The organism is Pseudomonas sp. H3_E04 (assembly GCF_054668915.1).
In genome coordinates, this window is record NZ_CP162797.1 from 483,611 (window position 1) to 501,632 (window position 18,022).

Genomic DNA, 18,022 nt, shown 5'->3' on the forward strand with positions numbered 1-18,022 from the left:
TAATCAGTTTGAGGCTTTGAGTTTGGCGGACTGGCTGCGGCGTGAGGCGGGCAGCAATCGGGCAATCGGTTCGGCGCGGGCGCTGTGCTGGCCGAAGTTGGCGTTATAGGTAGCGATGATTTCACCGGCGATGGAGATGGCGATTTCCACAGGCAGTTTGCCTTTGACTTCGCCGATGCCCATCGGGCAGCGCATGCGCTGCACCACGCTCGGGTCGAAACCGCGATCACGCAAACGGTGTTCGAATTTGGCGCGTTTGGTTTTCGAGCCGATCAGGCCGAACCAGGTGAAATCGTTGCGCTTGAGAATCGCGGCGGTCAGCTCCAGATCGAGCTGATGATTGTGGGTCATGACGATGCAGTAGCTGCCGGCAGGCAGGTCATCGACTTCATCCACCGGCTCTTCGCTGACGATTTTACGCACGCCGTGGGGGATGTGTTCAGGGAACTCGGCCTCGCGCGAATCGATCCAGCGCACCCGGCAGGGCAGGCTGGCCAGCAGCGGCACGAGCGCGCGACCGACGTGGCCGGCACCGAACACGGCAATCTGCGCCTGGACCTGGCCCATCGGTTCGAACAGCAACACCGTGGCGCCGCCGCAGCACTGGCCGAGGCTGGCGCCGAGGCTGAAGCGCTCCAGATGGGTGTCCTGCTTACCGCTGGCGAGCATCTCGCGGGCAATCTGCATGGCTTTGAATTCCAGATGTCCACCACCGATGGTGTCGAACAGGCGGTCGGCGCTGACGACCATTTTCGAGCCGGCGTTGCGTGGCGTCGAGCCAAGTTCTTCGATGATCGTCACCAGCACACAGGGCTCGCCCTGGTTCTGCAGGTCGGCGAGGGCGTCGATCCAGTTGTACATGTTTCACCTCGACATCTTCGTTGTCTGTGCCGGCCTCTTCGCGAGCAGGCTCGCTCCCACATTGGCAATGCATTCCAAATGTGGGAGCGAGCCTGCTCGCGAATGGCCGCGCCTCGGTCCTAGAGCGGAGCCAGCTCGGTTTCAGCTTCAACGGCTTTCACCGCTTTGAGCTGACGCATCTGCTCGCAGCCCCACAACACCCGCTCCGGCGTGGCCGGGGCGTCGATCTTCGGCTGGTGCTGATAATCACCGAGGCTCGCCACAGCGTCCTTGATCGCACACCACGCGGCGATGCCGAGCATGAATGGTGGTTCACCGACGGCTTTGGAGTGGAACACCGTGTCTTCCGGGTTCTTGCGGTTTTCCACCAGTTTCACCCGCAGATCCAGCGGCATGTCCGCCACGGCCGGGATCTTGTAGCTGGCCGGGCCATTGGTCATCAGCTTGCCCTTGTTGTTCCAGACCAGCTCTTCCATGGTCAGCCAGCCCATGCCCTGGACGAAACCGCCCTCGACCTGACCGATGTCGATCGACGGGTTCAACGAGGCGCCGACGTCATGCAGGATGTCGGTGCGCAGCATCTTGTACTCGCCGGTCAGGGTGTCGACGATCACTTCGCAGCAGGCCGCGCCGAAAGCGAAGTAATAGAACGGACGGCCCCGCGCCTGACTGCGGTCGTAATAGATTTTCGGGGTCTTGTAGAAGCCAGTGCTCGACAGCGAGACCTGATTGAAATACGCCTGCTGGATCAGCGCTTCGAACGTCAGGATCTGCTCGCGGACCCGCACGTGGCCATTGCGGAATTCGACGTCTTCTTCGCTGACCTTGTAGTGCCGCGCGGCGAATTCGACCAAACGTTGCTTGATGGTCTGTGCTGCGTTCTGCGCGGCTTTGCCGTTCAGGTCAGCGCCGCTGGAGGCCGCGGTCGGCGAGGTGTTCGGTACTTTGTCGGTGTTGGTCGCAGTGATCTGCACACGGTCGATTTCCACCTGGAACACTTCCGCCACGACCTGCGCGACTTTGGTGTTCAGGCCCTGACCCATTTCCGTACCGCCGTGGTTCAGGTGGATGCTGCCGTCGGTGTAGATGTGGATCAGCGCACCGGCCTGGTTCAAGAAGCTCGCGGTGAAGGAAATGCCGAATTTCACCGGAGTCAGCGCCAGGCCTTTTTTCAGGATCGGGCTGTTGGCGTTGTAGCGGCGGATCGCTTCGCGGCGCTCGGCGTACTGGCTGCTTTCTTCCAGTTCGGCGGTCATCTCTTCGAGCATGTTGTGCTCGACGGTCTGGTAGTAGTGGGTGACGTTGCGCTCGGTCTTGCCGTAGTAGTTGGCCTTGCGCACCGCCAGCGGATCGAGCTTGAGATGCCGGGCGATCGCATCCATCACTTCTTCGATGGCGACCATGCCTTGCGGGCCACCGAAGCCACGGTAAGCGGTGTTCGAGGCGGTGTTGGTCTTGCAGCGGTGACCGTTGATGGTCGCATCGCCGAGATAGTAGGAGTTGTCCGAGTGGAACATCGCCCGATCAACGATCGAGGCGGACAAGTCCGGCGAGCAGCCACAGTTGCCAGCCAGCTCCATGTTGATCCCGTGCAGACGGCCGCTGCTGTCGAAACCGACGTCGTATTCAACGTAGAACGGGTGGCGCTTGCCGGTCATCAGCATGTCTTCGACGCGCGGCAGGCGCATCTTGGTCGGCTGGCCGGTCAGGTGCGCGACTACCGCGCACAGGCACGCCGGGCTCGCGGCCTGGGTTTCCTTGCCACCGAAACCACCGCCCATGCGGCGCATGTCGACGACGATTTTGTTCATCGACACGTCGAGCACTTCGGCGACCAGTTTCTGTACTTCGGTCGGGTTCTGCGTCGAGCAGTAGACGATCATCCCGCCATCTTCGGTGGGCATCACCGAGGAGATCTGCGTCTCCAGATAGAAGTGCTCCTGGCCGCCGATGTGCAGCGTGCCCTGAATGCGGTGTTCAGCCGTGGCCAGTGCCGAAGCCGAATCGCCGCGTTGATGGGTGTGGCTGTCGAGCACGAAATGGCGTTTGCGCAGGGCTTCGACGACGTCGAGTACCGGTTCGAGATCTTCGTATTCGATGATCGCCGCCATCGCTGCTTTGCGCGCGGTTTCCAGGTCTTTCGCCGCGACCGCCAGCACCGGTTGGCCGACAAACTGCACGTCATCGATGGCCAGCAGCGGATCGCCCGGCATCAGCGGGCCGATGTCTTTCAGGCCCGGCACGTCTTCGTGGGTGATGACGATGCGCACGCCTTCGAAGGCGTAGCACGGCTGCGTGTCGATGCTGAGGATTTTCGCGTGGGCGCGGTCCGACAGGCGTGCATACAGGTGCAATTGGTTAGGGAATTCCAAACGGTCATCGATGTACTGCGCTTCACCGGACACGTGCTTGGCGGCGCTGTCGTGCTTGACGCTGCGGCCGACACCGGTGGTCAGGTCCTGGGCGAACAGTTCGGCCAATTCAGCTTGAGTCTTCTCTACGGCGTGATGGTTAGACATAAGCGGTCACCCGAGTCTCGATGTGCGGTGTTTGCAGTTCGATGAAGTATTTGCGCAGCAGGTTCTGCGCGCTGAGCAGGCGATATTCCTTGCTGGCGCGGAAGTCCGAGAGCGGTGTGAAATCTTCGGCCAGCGCGGCACAGGCGCGTTCGATCACGGCGTTGGTGAACGGCGCGCCTTGCAGCACGGCTTCGCAGTGCGCAGCGCGTTTCGGAATCGCCGCCATGCCGCCGAAGGCCACCCGGGCGTCGGCGATCACGCCGTTTTCCACGCGCAGATTGAACGCAGCACAGACGGCGGAGATGTCGTCGTCGAGACGCTTCGACACTTTATAGGCGCGGAACAACTGCTCGGCGCTGGCGCGCGGGACGATGATTTTTTCGATGAATTCGCTTTCCTGGCGCGCGGTGACGCGATAGTCGATGAAGTAATCTTCCAGGTTCAAGGTGCGGCGGGCCTCGCCTTTGCACAACACGATCTGCGCGCCGAGGGCGATCAGCAGCGGTGGCGAGTCACCGATCGGCGAGGCGTTGCCGATGTTGCCGCCGAGGGTGCCCTGGTTGCGGATTTGCAGCGAAGCGAAGCGGTGCAGCAGTTCGCCGAAGTCCGGATATTCGGCATTCAACGCCTCGTAGCAGTCGGAGAGGGCGGTGGCGGCGCCGATTTCGATGCGGTCATCGAAGGTTTCGATGCGCTTCATTTCGGCGACGTTGCCGACGTAGATCATCACCGGCAGGGTGCGGTGGAACTGGGTGACTTCCAGTGCCAGGTCAGTGCCGCCGGCGAGCAGTCGGGCTTGTGGATAAGCGTCGTAGAGGTCGGCCAGGTCAGCGATGGTCAGCGGCACCAAGCAGCGTTTGTCACCGCTGTTGAGTTCACCGATATCGGTCGGCGCGATAGCCTTGAGGCGGGCGATTGTTTCGGCTTCACGGGCGTCGAACTGATCCGCTGGTTTGGCGCAGCAGGATTGTTCGGCAGCGGCGAGAATAGGCCGGTAGCCAGTGCAGCGGCAGAGGTTGCCGGCGAGCGCTTCGTGAGCCTTGGCCTGATCCGGCGCATCGCTGTTCTTTTGCAGGGCGAACAGCGACATCACGAAACCGGGGGTGCAGAAGCCGCACTGCGAACCGTGGCACTCGACCATGGCTTTCTGCACGCTATGCAGTTCGCCCTTGTGCTTGAGGTCTTCGACGCTGATCAGTTGTTTGCCGTGCAAGGACGAGACGAAGGTCAGGCACGAATTGAGGCTGCGATAGCGAATGTGTTCACGGCCCGTGTCATCGGTCTGCAACTCGCCAACCACCACGGTGCAGGCGCCGCAGTCACCGCTGGCGCAACCTTCTTTGGTGCCGGGCTTGCCCACGTGTTCGCGCAGGTAATTGAGCACAGTCAGATTCGGGTCCAGGGCGTGCTCGCTACGGAGTTCCTGGTTAAGTAAAAACTGGATCACGGAAGGCCTCGCAGACTCATTATTGTTGTTAACCGACGTGAACCGAATTTAGCAGGTCTGACTTTTCGGTCAATGGTTTTCTGACTTAAAGGTCAGGAAAACCCGTTTCGTCGATCAACAGCGTGTCTATTCAGTATTGACCTTCATCGGTCACTGCGCTTTTTTGCGGGATTCGTGCCAAAAACCGCTGAGTGGGCACTCCGCCATGACCGTGCATTTGCGCTACACTGCGCCGCTTGTGCAGATCGATAGAGTTTGAAGGACAACCATGACGTTCAAGGCGCCGGACAGCCTCGCCGAGCAAATCGCTCACCACCTCGCCGAACGCATCATTCGTGGCGAAATGAAGCCGGGAGAGCGCATCCAGGAACAGAAGGTCACGCTGGCGCTCAACGTCAGCCGCGGTTCGGTCCGCGAAGCCTTGCTGATCCTCGAGCGCCGTCACCTGATCGCGATCCTGCCGCGTCGTGGCGCCCACGTTACCGAGCTGACGCCGCACAAGGTGCAGAGCCTGTGCACGTTGATGAGCGAGCTGTACATCCTGCTCGGCAATTCCGTGGCCAACGGCTGGCAAGTGCAGTCGGACATGGCGCCGTTCGTGCAGATCCAGCAGCGCCTGACCGCCAATTACGAGCGCGGCGATATCCGCAGCTTCGTCGATGACAGCTTCGCGGTGATGCGTGCCGCCTATCCGTTCGCCAACAACCCGTACCTGCAAGAAACCGTCGAGAACCTCCAGCCGGCGATGAGCCGCGCCTACTTTCTGGCCCTCGAACAGCGCAAGGCGGAAATGAGCGAATTCCTCGAACTGTTCGAACGCTTGCTCGCCGCCGTACTCGCCCGTGATTTGCCGCAGATCCGCATCGTGCTCACGGCGTATGCCCAGCGCAGCTGCGATCTGGTGGTGTCTGCGCTGACGGTTGCCTGAGCGTGCGGCTGAAGTGCATCAAACTGGCGGGGTTCAAATCCTTCGTCGATCCGACCACGGTGAACTTCCCCAGTAACATGGCGGCGGTCGTCGGGCCGAACGGTTGCGGCAAGTCGAACATCATCGACGCCGTGCGCTGGGTGATGGGCGAAAGTTCGGCGAAGAACCTCCGTGGCGAGTCGATGACCGACGTCATCTTCAATGGCTCGACCAGCCGCAAACCGGTAAGCCAGGCGAGCATCGAACTGGTCTTCGACAACTCCGATGGCACGCTGCTAGGCGAATACGCCGCCTACGCGGAAATTTCCATCCGCCGCAAAGTCACCCGCGACAGCCAGACCACCTATTACCTCAACGGCACCAAATGCCGTCGGCGCGACATCACCGATATTTTCCTCGGCACCGGCCTCGGCCCGCGCAGCTACTCGATCATCGAACAGGGGATGATCTCCAAGCTGATCGAATCCAAGCCGGAAGACCTGCGTAACTTCATCGAAGAAGCCGCCGGCATCTCGAAATATAAAGAGCGCCGCCGCGAGACTGAAAACCGCATCCGCCGCACTCACGAAAACCTCGCCCGCCTCACCGACCTGCGCGAAGAGCTGGAGCGCCAGCTCGAACGTCTGCACCGTCAGGCCGAGGCGGCGAAAAAGTATCAGGAACTCAAGGCCGAAGAGCGTCAGCTCAAGGCGCAACTGTCGGCACTGCGCTGGCAGGATCTCAACGAGCAGGTTGGCCAGCGCGAGTCGATCATCGGCAACCAGGAAGTCAGTTTCGAAGCGTTGGTCGCTGAACAGCGTAACGCTGATGCGGCCATCGAACGCCTGCGCGACGGCCACCACGACCTGTCCGAGCGCTTCAATCTGGTGCAGGGGCGCTTCTATTCGGTCGGCGGTGATATTGCCCGGGTCGAGCAGAGTATCCAGCACGGCCAGCAGCGTTTGCGCCAGTTGCAGGACGATCTGAAAGAAGCCGAGCGCGCGCGTCTGGAAACCGAGTCGCACCTGGGTCACGACCGCACGTTGCTGCTGACCCTTGGCGAAGAGCTGGACATGCTCACGCCAGAACAGGAAGTCACCAGCGCCGCCGCCGAGGAAGCCGCTGCGGCCCTCGAAGAAGCCGAAACCACCATGCACGGTTGGCAGGAGCAGTGGGACGCTTTCAACCTGACCGCTGCCGAACCGCGCCGTCAGGCTGAAGTGCAACAGTCGCGGATCCAGCAGCTGGAAAGCAGCATGGAGCGCCTGGCCGACCGGCAGAAACGTCTCGCTGAAGAACGTGCGTTGCTGTCCGCCGACCCGGAAGACGCGGCGATCATGGCGCTCAACGAGCAGCTCGCCGAGTCCGAAGCGACCCTGGAAGATTTGCAAACCAGCGAAGAAGCGCAGGTCGAAAAGCTCGAACAACTGCGTCAGGAATTACAGCAAGCGTTGACCGCGCAGCAGCAGGCGCAGGGCGATCTGCAGCGGCTCAATGGGCGTTTGGCATCGCTGGAGGCCTTGCAGCAGGCCGCGCTCGATCCGGGCACCGGCACCGCCGAATGGTTGAAGGAACACAACCTCGCCGAGCGTCCGCGCCTGGCCGAGGGCCTTAAGGTCGAGGCCGGTTGGGAGCTGGCGGTGGAAACCGTGCTCGGCGCCGATCTGCAAGCGGTGCTGGTCGACGATTTCAGTGGCTTTGATTTGTCCGGTTTCACCCAGGGCGATCTGCGCCTGCTCAGCCCGGCCAGCGATGGCGTGCGAGTGGCGGGCAGTTTGCTGGACAAAGTCGAGGCGCAGATCGATCTGTCGCCGTGGCTTGGTCAGGTCAAACCGGTCGACAGCCTTGAGCAGGCACTGGCCTTGCGCGGCCAGTTGAGCGCCGGGCAAAGCCTGATCAGTCGCGATGGCTATTGGGTCGGTCGGCACTTCTTGCGCGTACGTCGCGCCAGCGAAGCGGAAAGCGGCATGCTCGCCCGGGGCCAGGAAATCGAAGACCTGCAACTGGAACGCGAAGAGCGCGAAGCCACGGTCGAGGCCATGGAAACCCGCCTGCAAACCTTGCGCGCGCAACAGCGCCAGCAGGAAAACGGCCGCGAACATCTGCGCCGCTTGCTGCAGGACGAAGCGCGCCAGCAAGGCGAACTGAAAGCGCAGTTGTCCGCTGGCAAAGCCAAGGCCGAACAACTGACCTTGCGCCGCACCCGTCTCGATGAAGAACTGGTCGAACTCGGCGAGCAGCGTGAGCTTGAGCACGAACAGGTCGGCGAAGCACGCATGCATTTGCAGGAAGCGCTGGACGCCATGGCGCTCGACACCGAGCAACGCGAGTTGCTGCTGGCCCAGCGCGACAGCCTGCGCGAGCGTCTTGATCGCGTGCGCCAGGAAGCGCGGCAGCACAAGGATCACGCCCACCAACTGGCGGTGCGTCTCGGCTCATTGCGCGCCCAGCATGACTCCACGCGTCAGGCGTTGGAGCGTCTGGAAATGCAGGCCGAGCGTCTGACTGAAAAGCGCGAACAGTTGAGTCTGAATCTGGAGGAGGGCGAGGCGCCGCTGGAAGAGCTGCGCCTCAAGCTCGAGGAGTTGCTCGACAAGCGCATGACTGTCGATGAGGAACTCAAGACTGCGCAGATCGCCCTGGAAGACGCCGATCGGGAATTGCGCGACGCGGAAAAACGCCGCACCCAGGCCGAACAGCAATCGCAGCTGATTCGCGGCCAGCTCGAACAGCAACGCATGGAATGGCAAGCCCTGACCGTGCGCCGCAAGGCTTTGCAGGATCAATTGCTTGAGGACGGCTACGATCTCAACGGCGTGCTCGCGACATTGACTGCCCAAGCCAGTGAACGCGAAGCCGAAGAAGAACTCGAACGCATCAACGCGCGCATTCAGCGCCTGGGTGCGATCAACCTCGCGGCCATCGACGAATACACGCAACAATCGGAGCGTAAACGTTATCTGGATGCGCAGGACGCCGATCTGGTCGAAGCGCTGGAGACTCTGGAAAACGTCATCCGCAAGATCGACAAGGAAACCCGCAACCGTTTCAAAGATACCTTTGATCAGATCAACGGCGGATTACAGGCACTTTTTCCGAAAGTTTTCGGTGGCGGGCGCGCGTATTTGGAACTGACGGGCGAAGATCTACTCGATACAGGGGTAACGATCATGGCGCAGCCGCCCGGGAAGAAGAACAGCACCATCCATTTGCTCTCCGGCGGCGAAAAAGCCCTGACTGCTCTGGCCCTGGTTTTTGCCATCTTCAAGTTGAACCCGGCGCCGTTCTGCATGCTCGATGAGGTTGACGCGCCACTGGATGACGCTAACGTTGGACGCTACGCACGCCTGGTCAAAGAGATGTCGCAGACCGTGCAGTTCATCTACATCACCCACAACAAGATCGCCATGGAAATGGCCGAGCAGTTGATGGGCGTGACCATGCATGAACCGGGTTGTTCGCGATTGGTGGCGGTGGATGTCGAGGAGGCGATGGCGATGGTGGACGCCTAGCGGCGCAGCTGCAAGTGACAAGCTCCAGGCTGCAAGTGGACGGCTTGTGGCTTGGAGCTTAAAGCTTGTAGCTGCGAAGCCTTTGATCGTGCTAGTTTAATGTCAATTTTTCGTATACGTGGGCAAAACGCCTGTCAGAACATAGAGTTGGCGCCACGTTTTAAAGCGGTTTACGCAGTGTAAACCCCTTATTTTTCAGCATTTTTTATAGAGGCACGGGATTACATGGAAATCGGTCTGCGCGAGTGGCTGATCGTCATCGGCATCATTGTGATAGCCGGTATTCTTTTCGATGGCTGGCGCCGTATGCGCGGCGGCAAGGGAAAGCTGAAATTCCGTCTCGACCGGAGCCTGTCCAATCTGCCGGACGAGGACACCAGCGCCGAGCTGTTGGGCCCGGCCCGCGTTCTGGATACGCACAAAGAGCCGCAACTGGACGAGCACGATCTGCCGTCGGTGAGCATGCCCAACCGCGAAGCCCGCGAGCCGCGTGAATCCGGTTCGAAGCGTGGCAAGCGTGGCAGCAACGGCCCGGCGCAGGGCGACCTGAACCTCGATCTGGATCTGGACGGCGGCCCGAGCTTCAGCAGCCGTGACGACGATTTCGCCGAAGACAGCAAGCCTGCCGCGGCCGTGGCGGAAAAAGATCAGCCGCAAGCCGAAGAAGTCCTGGTGATCAGCGTGATCTGCCGCGACCCGGCCGGCTTCAAGGGCCCGGCGCTGCTGCAGAACATTCTCGAAAGCGGCCTGCGTTTCGGCGAGATGGATATTTTCCACCGCCACGAAAGCATGGCCGGCAACGGCGAAGTGCTGTTCTCCATGGCCAACGCGGTCAAGCCGGGTATCTTTGATCTGGACGATATCGACCATTTCAGCACCCCAGCGGTGAGCTTCTTCCTCGGTCTGCCTGGCCCGCGTCATCCGAAGCAGGCCTTCGACGTGATGGTCGCGGCAGCGCGCAAGCTGTCCCAGGAACTGAACGGCGAACTGAAAGACGATCAGCGCAGCGTGCTGACCGCGCAGACGATCGAGCACTACCGTCAGCGTATCGTCGAATTCGAACGCCGCGCCCTGACTCAGAAGCGCTAAGGGCAAGATCAAAAGATCGCAGCCTTTGGCCTGTAGGAGCTGACGAGTGCTACGAGGCTGCGATCTTTTGGCCGCACCGCCGATAATGGAATAAAACTGGAGCAGCCTCGGCTGCTCTTTTGCTTTATGAGAGAACACCCATGACCGCCGCCAAAAACCGCATTCTAGAGCTGCGCGCTGAGCTGGATCAGCACAACTATCGCTATCACGTTCTCGACGAGCCGAGCATTCCGGATGCCGAGTACGACCGCTTGTTCCATGAGCTCAAGGCACTGGAAGCGGCCAACCCGGAACTGATCACCAGCGATTCGCCGACCCAGCGCGTCGGCAGCATGGCGCTGACTGCGTTCACTCAGGTGCGGCATGAAATCCCCATGCTCAGCCTCGGCAACGCCTTCGAAGAATCCGACATGCGCGAGTTCGATCGCCGGGTCAATGAAGGCCTCGACGTGCCGGCCGGCGATCTGTTTGGTGGCGGCGCGGCGGTGGAATACAGCTGCGAGCCGAAGCTCGATGGCCTGGCGGTCAGCCTGCTGTATCAGGATGGTTTGCTGGTGCGCGGCGCCACGCGGGGCGATGGCACCACCGGCGAAGACATCAGCGTCAACGTGCGCACCGTGCGCAATATTCCGCTGAAGCTGCACGGCGAAGGATGGCCGGCGACGCTGGAAGTGCGCGGTGAAGTGTTCATGTCCAAGGCTGGTTTCGAGCGCCTCAATGCTTCGCAACTGGAAATCGGCGGCAAGACCTTCGCCAACCCGCGCAACGCGGCAGCAGGCAGCCTGCGCCAGCTCGATTCGAAGATCACCGCCAACCGGCCGCTGGAATTCTGTTGCTACGGCATTGGCCAGGTGTCCCACGATATTGCCGACACCCACATCGGCAACCTCAAGCAGTTGCAGAAGTGGGGCATGCCGATCAGTCATGAACTGAAGCTGGCCAAGGGCATTGACGAATGCCTGGAGTATTACCGCGACATCGGCGCGCGCCGTGAGTCGCTGGCCTATGAAATCGACGGTGTGGTGTTCAAGGTCAACAGCATCGCCGACCAGCGTGAACTGGGCTTCCGTGCCCGCGAGCCGCGCTGGGCGATCGCGCACAAATTCCCGGCGATGGAAGAACTCACCGAGCTGCTCGACGTGGAATTCCAGGTCGGCCGCACCGGTGCGGTAACGCCGGTGGCGCGTCTGAAACCGGTGAAGGTCGCCGGCGTCACCGTGGCCAACGCCACATTGCACAACATGGACGAAGTGGCGCGTCTGGGCCTGATGATCGGCGACACGGTGATAATCCGCCGCGCCGGTGATGTGATTCCGCAAGTGGTGCAGGTAGTCACCGAGCGTCGCCCTGATGACGCGCGCCCGGTGGCCATTCCTGAAAGCTGCCCGGTGTGCGGCTCCCACGTAGAGCGCACGCAACTGGTCAAGCGCAGCAAGGGCAAGGAAACCTTCAGCGAAGGCGCGGTGTACCGCTGCGTCGGCCGACTGGCCTGTGGCGCGCAATTGAAGCAGGCGATCATCCACTTTGTTTCGCGTCGGGCCATGGATATCGAAGGCTTGGGCGACAAGAGCGTCGAGCAGCTGGTTGACGAGGGTCTGGTCAGTTCGCCGGCCGATCTCTATGCGCTGAAGTTCGACGACATCGTCGACCTGGAAGGCTTTGCCGAGGTGTCGAGCAACAAGCTGCTTAAGGCCATCGAAGACAGCAAGCGACCGAGCCTGGCACGTTTCATCTACGCCCTCGGCATTCCCGATGTCGGCGAAGAGACGGCGAAAGTGCTGGCGCGTTCGCTGGGTTCACTGGAGCGCGTGCAACAGGCCTTGCCGCATGTGCTGACCTACCTGCCGGACGTCGGCCTGGAAGTGGCGCACGAGATTCACAGTTTCTTTGAGGATGCGCACAACCAGCAGGTCATCACCGAACTGCTCGGCCATGGTCTGCAGATTCAGGATCAGGGCGAACTGGGTGCCGAATTCGCCGCCAGCACTACGCTGGGCGGCTTGCTCGACAAACTGCACATTCCGTTCGTCGGCCCCGGTGGTGCGCAGAAACTCGCCGACCGCTTTGGCTCGCTGGAAGCGGTGATGAATGCTGACTGGCTGGATATGCGTCAGGCGCTGCCGGAGAAACAGGCCAACTCGGTGCGGGATTTCTTCCAATCTGCTGAAAACCGGAAGCTTGCGGAAGATTCTGAGCGGCAGCTGCGCGATTTCGGCATGCACTGGCAGAGCGAGAAGAAAGTTGTCGAAGGGCTGCCATTGTCCGGCGAAACCTGGGTGCTGACCGGCAAGGTCGAACTGATGAGCCGGGACGTGGCCAAGGATCATCTGGAAAGCCTGGGTGCGAAGGTTGCCGGTTCCGTGTCGGCGAAAACTCATTGTGTAGTCGCGGGCCCCGGCGCCGGCTCCAAGCTGACCAAAGCCAATGAGCTGGGCGTGAAAGTGATGGACGAAGAAGCGTTTATCGCCTTCCTCAAAACCCACGGCGTCGCCGTTTAAGATCAAACATCGCAGCCTGCGGCAGCTCCTACAGGGCTAGTGTCTAGCACATTGATCTCCTGTAGGAGCTGCCGCAGGCTGCGATCTTTTGATTTATCCCAAGGTAAGCGCGGGAACGATGTTGTCATGGGAATGATCTAGTCTTGGCCAGTCCCAGGGAGAGATCGCCATGCACCGTTTTTTCGAGCAGCTCAGTTCCCGCATCATCGCGCCGTTCGTGGCCGGATCCTCGCGCAACAGCAAAGTCTGGCCGTGCCGTTGCGGTCAGTCGCTGTTTTTTCGCAACAGTCAGTGTCTGGCCTGTAACGCCTTGCTTGGCTATCAACCCGAACAAAGTCGCCTGACCTCGCTGCAGCCGGGGCCGGAGGAGGGTACCTGGACACTCGACGTTGATCCCGACGCCGGTCTGTTCCGCCGCTGCGCCAACCTTGACATGCCCGCCGCGTGCAACTGGCTGCTGCCGGCCAACGATCACGACACCCTGTGCATCGCTTGCAGCCTCAACCGCACCATTCCCGACCTGTCCGTCGCGCAAAACCCCGAACGCTGGCGCAAGGTCGAAATCGCCAAGCGCAGACTGGTCGCGCAACTGATCACCCTCGGCTTGCCGGTCATCCCGAAAACCAAGGATGAAGAAACCGGGCTGGCGTTCGACTTCATCGGTGTCGACCTTGAAGGCAACGCGCCGATGACCGGCCATGCCAACGGCCTGATCACTCTCGACATCAAAGAGGCCGACGATGCGCATCGTGAGCAGGTCAGGGCGGCGATGCATGAACCTTACCGCACGCTGCTCGGGCATTTTCGCCATGAGGTCGGCCACTACTACTGGGATCGCCTTATCGCCAACGGCCCTTGGCTGGACGCGTTCCGTAACCTGTTCGGCGACGAACGCGCGAGTTACGCCGAGGCGCTGGACCGGCATTACCAGCAAGGCGCACCGCTGGACTGGCCGCAGCACTACGTCAGCGCCTACGCGACCATGCACCCGTGGGAAGACTGGGCGGAAACCTGGGCGCATTACCTGCACATGATGGATGCGGTCGACACGGCGCTGGGCTTCGGCATGAGCGCGCGGGAAATGGACTTCGACTATCAGCCGTTTCCGACTAGCAGCCTGTACGACCCGGAGCACCCCGGCGGCACGGCATTCCTGTCGTTCGTCAATGCCTGGATCGAACTGGCCGGCATGCTCAACGAACTGTCGCGCAGCATGGGCCAGCCGGATTTCTACCCGTTCGTACTGCCGGCAGCGGCGATCGCCAAGCTGCACTTCATTCATCTGGTAATCCAACAGGCGGGCGGTCGTGCAGACGAAGTCCTGGCCCTGTAGGAGCTGCCGCAGGCTGCGATCTTTTGCCGTCGCCGCATGTCCTTGAACCTGTTGGTATTTTTTATCTGCAACCAACGGTTGTAACTTCATCTCAGACAGGTACAATGGCGCGGCTCGCCGACAGGCAAGCGTCGTTATGGTGACCCCATCGGTCCCCCCGCAACGATTACCCGTGAACCTGGTCAGATCCGGAAGGAAGCAGCCACAGCGGGAACATTGTGTGCCGGGGTGTGGCTGGTGGGGGCACCACCTTAACGAAACAGCGAAGGCTTCAAAGAGAACTGCATGGGTTTCGCCCACTGCGGTTTTTTTATGCCTGCGATTTGGTTTGGGCGTTGATCCGCCATCAGAAACGCGCGGACCAGCAGCGCCTCGTCCCGGTGCCCGTGCGGCTGTCGACAGCGAACAGTGGCATACTCCTCCGCTTGGCAACGAGAGGTAAGGCAAGTGGGTGAAATTGACGATCTGACCCGGGAAAAGCTGCGCGAATGGCAGTTACGTCGTCTGGAAGTCAAAGCGCAGATGCAGGATCAGCCCGAGCGTACGCTGGAGCTGTCGCGAGTGCTCGACCTGATGGATGAGGAGCACGCCGCGATTCTGGCGGCTTCGACCGTGTTCAGCGCGGCGCAAGACACTGCGCAGCCGGTCGCGGTGCAGGACCAGCCCGCAATCGTAGAATCGCTGGCCGGCCAGTACGACCTGCAACTGCATGCCACCGCTCAAAACCCTGAACACCTGCGCAAACTGCTCGAAATGGCGCTCTACGAAGTGCAGGCGCAGATCGATGCAGGCCCGCTGGCTGGCGGTGCAGATCGACGCGGCATGTCCGGCACGCTGGGCGGCTACTCCTTCGAGCTGCGGATCAGCCCCGAGGCCGGCAGCGAGCGAAACTTGCCGAAGTCCCATGAAATGCACAACGAGAATGACCAGGACTGATCTGGTGATGTGTCAAAGCCCAGGCGGCGAGGTTGTATGCACCCGGAACATTTTGATTTGGCCACACCGGTACTTCTGCCGATCACACATGATGCGTGCACGGCGTTGTTGCAGCCCGACGGTGACGCGGCACTGGCCAACCTGAGCGACCCGGAGCTGGCGGCGGTGCTGGTTATCCAGAACCTCGCCCAGGCCACGGAACAGGACTTGAGCGCCAGCGCGGCGGAGAAGATTCTCGCCAGACTCATTGACTGGTCTGTTACCTCTCGGTGCACTGGATCAGCGGGACTGCTTGCAGAGGCGCGGCGCTTGTTCGATTCGCGCAAATTGTACTTCGGCCTCAACACGCTCAAGAGTCTGAACTTGCGGTTTCTCATGGCCGATGAAGTCACAGCGCAGCAATACCTGTTGCCCGATGGGCAATGGGATGTCGATTTCAAGATTCGCCATCAGAAACAGAACAACCCGTTCCGCCAGCAGATGGTCAGTCCCCGCGAGCGCGAGCACTGGTTGAGCGCGGCGCAGGACAAGCTGCTGCGGACCTTCCGCGCCAACCTCGACGAAGACCTGCATGTGCAGGGTTATGCGGGGATCGGCAAGAGCTACATGCTCAGCGCGCTGATCGAGTGCCTGCGCTCGAAACGCACCCTGGTATTGGCGCGCACCCCGGCGAAACTGGCGACGTTGCGCAAGCACATCGTGCAGGTGCATGACACGGAAATTGGCCAGACCTTTTTCGAATTTGCCCAGGCGCAGTTGCTTGGCCCGCGCCTGCATGTGGCCAAGGCCCAGAGTCGGCTTCCGAGCAAGCAGGCGCTGGCGCAGGAACTGAATATGTTCGGCTTTCGCCACCACGACGGGCCGGGCACTCTCGAGGTTTGCCTGCGCGTGCTGGAGCTGTACTGCGCCTCTAGAGATCACACACTTTCCGCCAGGCATTTGCCGCACTTCCAGCAGCCCTTGACCGGTGCAGACTCGCAAGCGCTGCTGGAGTACTCCAGTCGCCTGTGGGTGTATCTGGAGGCCAATCCGGCCTGGGCCAGCCAGAGCGGTTTTCAGACGTTGTTGATGATCAAGCGCGCCAGTCTCGCCGGTTGCCGCGTCCCGCCGCGCTACACCCATGTGATCATCGACGAGAGCCAGGATGTACCGGCGTCGCTGCTGCAAATCATCGAGCGCGGGCAGCAGGTGCTGATCACCCTCGGCGATGAATATCAGCAGGCCAAGGGCGAGCCGCTCAAGCGCAAGCGTGAAGTTCGCCAGAGCGATATCTGCTATTCGGTGCGCTCGGGGCGCAATGTCGAGCGCCTGGTCAATCCGCTGATCTCGCGCCACACGCAAAAGAGCAAAGTGCCGTTCGAAGGTGCTCGTCACGCCGACGTCGATATCGAGTACTACCCGGAAGCTTTCATACCGCCCGAAGGTTGCGTGGTGCTGACCGCGTCACCGTGGGACACGATGATGTGGGCCATCCACCTGCACGACTCCAGTTGCGCCTTCAGTTTTCCCGACAGGGAAGCGCAGGACGACATCAAGCATTTCATGACCACCGCCATTGAGCTGTTCCGTCGTGATTTCTATAACGCCGGGTCCAGCGAGAAAGGACCGCACCCGTATTTCAGCGACATGGCTGATTGGCAGCAGGTGCGCGCCGCCAACCAGTTCGATGAAGCCTTTTTGTGGATCGAAGCACAGTTGCAAAACGGCTTCATGATTGCCGACCTGACGCGACTGAGCCAGAAGATCATCGAGCCGGGCAAGGCCTGTCTGTTGATGATGGCGGAGCAGGCCGGCGGGATGGAGTTCAGGCGCGTGCTGTTGACGCGGGCGTTGCTCAGTAACGAGAAGTTCAAGGACGCCTACGAGTTCGATCAGCGCATCTGTGCCGTATACATCGCCATTTCCCGCGCGCGACAGCAGCTTTACCTGCCTTACGACGTGGTCGAGTGGATCGACTTTCACGATTATCAGAAATTCCGCGAATCGCACGGCTATTGACCGGCCAACCCTGGGGCAGCGAGCCTGCTCGCGAAAACGTCGGCGTGTTCAACAACGGTGTCGCCTGACATACCGCTTTCGCGAGCAGGCTCGCTCCCAGGGGGTTAGGGTGTGGTTGAAGAGGTGCCGGTGTACAACCGGATAATGTCGTCGATCTCGCCCGACATCTTCATCCGCAGCAACGTGCGCAAAATCCGCTGCACCGGCACCTTTGGATCATTCCTCACGTAGCAGCCGATATTCTGTTCCTGCAGCACCGCGACCCTTTGCAGCTGCTGCTCCGGCAACAGGCGCTGGTTGATCCAGTCCAGCGTCCACTGATTGCTCACTGCATAGCGATAGCGTCCGGCGAGGAGCTTTTCCAGCACCTGTTCCTGATTGCGCGCGTCTTCGCGTTGCAACCGGTCGGCGTCGAACAGCGGTTGCAGGGTAGGGTAGCTGTAACCGAGGACGGTGCCGATGGCCTGGCGCGGCAGCTGGGCGGGATTGATCTGCGCCGGTTGTCCCTTGCGGCTGATCAGCAGGTCGCGCTGGAACCACAACGGCACGCTCCAGATGTAATCGCCGTACTGATTCGGCAGCCACGACTGCGCGGCATAGCAGCGCACATCGATGTCGCCATGCTCCATCGCAGTTTGGACCCGCGCGCGCGGCAGAACGATGAATTGCGCCGGTGCGCCCACCTGGGTCGCCAGACTGAGCAGGACGTCGTGCAGGATGCCCTGGGTCGGTCTGCCGCCTTGCAGTTGCACCATCGGCATCGCCCAACTGTCCGGCACGGCGAAGCGCAACGGCGCTTGCGCGGCCATCGCGTTGAGGCTGATACCCAGCAATGCCGCCACGGCCCACCGCATAGACGCTCCGGTAATTCCTCGTCCCGAGCTGATAAAAGCCTCTGCTGATGCAGCTTAGCCATATTAGA

Annotated in this window: 11 protein-coding genes and 1 other RNA gene; 8 read left to right on the top strand and 4 right to left on the bottom strand. The window is 61.0% G+C overall.

Features of this window, described 5'->3' with window-relative positions:
• Positions 1–3 precede the first annotated feature (3 nt).
• The 3 genes from xdhC to xdhA all read right to left on the bottom strand — a co-directional run bounded on the left by xdhC (position 4) and on the right by xdhA (position 4,827).
• Entirely contained in the window at positions 4–861 is an 858-nt protein-coding gene (gene xdhC, locus AB4N53_RS02295) for a xanthine dehydrogenase accessory protein XdhC (protein ID WP_073473987.1), read from the bottom strand.
• A 119-nt stretch (positions 862–980) separates the two neighbouring features.
• Positions 981–3,380 carry a xanthine dehydrogenase molybdopterin binding subunit gene (gene xdhB / locus AB4N53_RS02300; protein ID WP_460117803.1) on the bottom strand — a complete coding sequence of 800 codons (2,400 nt, stop codon included), beginning with the start codon at positions 3,378–3,380 and terminating at the stop codon, positions 981–983.
• Complete coding sequence (gene xdhA / locus AB4N53_RS02305) at positions 3,373–4,827, bottom strand: xanthine dehydrogenase small subunit (RefSeq protein WP_460117805.1); 1,455 nt, start codon at positions 4,825–4,827, stop codon at positions 3,373–3,375. Before xdhA ends, xdhB begins: the two co-directional genes overlap by 8 nt.
• Positions 4,828–5,095: 268 nt before the next feature.
• On the opposite strand from xdhA, the gene AB4N53_RS02310 reads away from it, so the two are divergent.
• The 8 genes from AB4N53_RS02310 to AB4N53_RS02345 all read left to right on the top strand — a co-directional run bounded on the left by AB4N53_RS02310 (position 5,096) and on the right by AB4N53_RS02345 (position 17,100).
• Positions 5,096–5,755 carry a GntR family transcriptional regulator gene (locus AB4N53_RS02310; protein ID WP_039763015.1) on the top strand — a complete coding sequence of 220 codons (660 nt, stop codon included), beginning with the start codon at positions 5,096–5,098 and terminating at the stop codon, positions 5,753–5,755.
• A 2-nt stretch (positions 5,756–5,757) separates the two neighbouring features.
• Positions 5,758–9,246 carry a chromosome segregation protein SMC gene (gene smc / locus AB4N53_RS02315; protein ID WP_460117807.1) on the top strand — a complete coding sequence of 1,163 codons (3,489 nt, stop codon included), beginning with the start codon at positions 5,758–5,760 and terminating at the stop codon, positions 9,244–9,246.
• Positions 9,247–9,471: 225 nt separating this feature from the next.
• Complete coding sequence (gene zipA, locus AB4N53_RS02320) at positions 9,472–10,335, top strand: cell division protein ZipA (RefSeq protein WP_016773851.1); 864 nt, start codon at positions 9,472–9,474, stop codon at positions 10,333–10,335.
• Positions 10,336–10,475: 140 nt separating this feature from the next.
• Positions 10,476–12,833 carry an NAD-dependent DNA ligase LigA gene (gene ligA / locus AB4N53_RS02325; RefSeq protein ID WP_460117809.1) on the top strand — a complete coding sequence of 786 codons (2,358 nt, stop codon included), beginning with the start codon at positions 10,476–10,478 and terminating at the stop codon, positions 12,831–12,833.
• A 169-nt stretch (positions 12,834–13,002) separates the two neighbouring features.
• Complete coding sequence (locus AB4N53_RS02330; RefSeq protein ID WP_460117811.1) at positions 13,003–14,166, top strand: zinc-binding metallopeptidase family protein; 1,164 nt, start codon at positions 13,003–13,005, stop codon at positions 14,164–14,166.
• Between the two features lie 146 nt (positions 14,167–14,312).
• Positions 14,313–14,409, top strand: an RNA gene (ffs, locus tag AB4N53_RS02335) — signal recognition particle sRNA small type.
• Positions 14,410–14,613: 204 nt separating this feature from the next.
• Positions 14,614–15,102, top strand: a complete 489-nt coding sequence (locus tag AB4N53_RS02340; protein WP_460117813.1) for a hypothetical protein — start codon at positions 14,614–14,616, stop codon at positions 15,100–15,102.
• Between the two features lie 36 nt (positions 15,103–15,138).
• Positions 15,139–17,100: a hypothetical protein gene (locus AB4N53_RS02345; RefSeq protein WP_460117815.1), complete on the top strand. Its 1,962-nt coding sequence runs from the start codon at positions 15,139–15,141 to the stop codon at positions 17,098–17,100.
• 104 nt (positions 17,101–17,204) lie between these two features.
• On the opposite strand, the gene AB4N53_RS02350 is transcribed toward AB4N53_RS02345, so the two are convergent.
• Positions 17,205–17,954, bottom strand: a complete 750-nt coding sequence (locus AB4N53_RS02350) for a substrate-binding periplasmic protein (protein WP_460117817.1) — start codon at positions 17,952–17,954, stop codon at positions 17,205–17,207.
• Positions 17,955–18,022: the final 68 nt, after the last annotated feature.

Bases quoted from the DNA above. Each gene is read 5' to 3' on its own strand.
- xdhC (WP_073473987.1), bottom strand. From the start codon at position 861: ATGTACAACTGGATCGACGCCCTCGCCGACCTGCAGAACCAGGGCGAG.
- xdhB (WP_460117803.1), bottom strand. From the start codon at position 3,380: ATGTCTAACCATCACGCCGTAGAGAAGACTCAAGCTGAATTGGCCGAA.
- AB4N53_RS02310 (WP_039763015.1), top strand. From the start codon at position 5,096: ATGACGTTCAAGGCGCCGGACAGCCTCGCCGAGCAAATCGCTCACCAC.
- zipA (WP_016773851.1), top strand. From the start codon at position 9,472: ATGGAAATCGGTCTGCGCGAGTGGCTGATCGTCATCGGCATCATTGTG.
- ligA (WP_460117809.1), top strand. From the start codon at position 10,476: ATGACCGCCGCCAAAAACCGCATTCTAGAGCTGCGCGCTGAGCTGGAT.
- AB4N53_RS02330 (WP_460117811.1), top strand. From the start codon at position 13,003: ATGCACCGTTTTTTCGAGCAGCTCAGTTCCCGCATCATCGCGCCGTTC.
- AB4N53_RS02345 (WP_460117815.1), top strand. From the start codon at position 15,139: ATGCACCCGGAACATTTTGATTTGGCCACACCGGTACTTCTGCCGATC.
- AB4N53_RS02350 (WP_460117817.1), bottom strand. From the start codon at position 17,954: ATGCGGTGGGCCGTGGCGGCATTGCTGGGTATCAGCCTCAACGCGATG.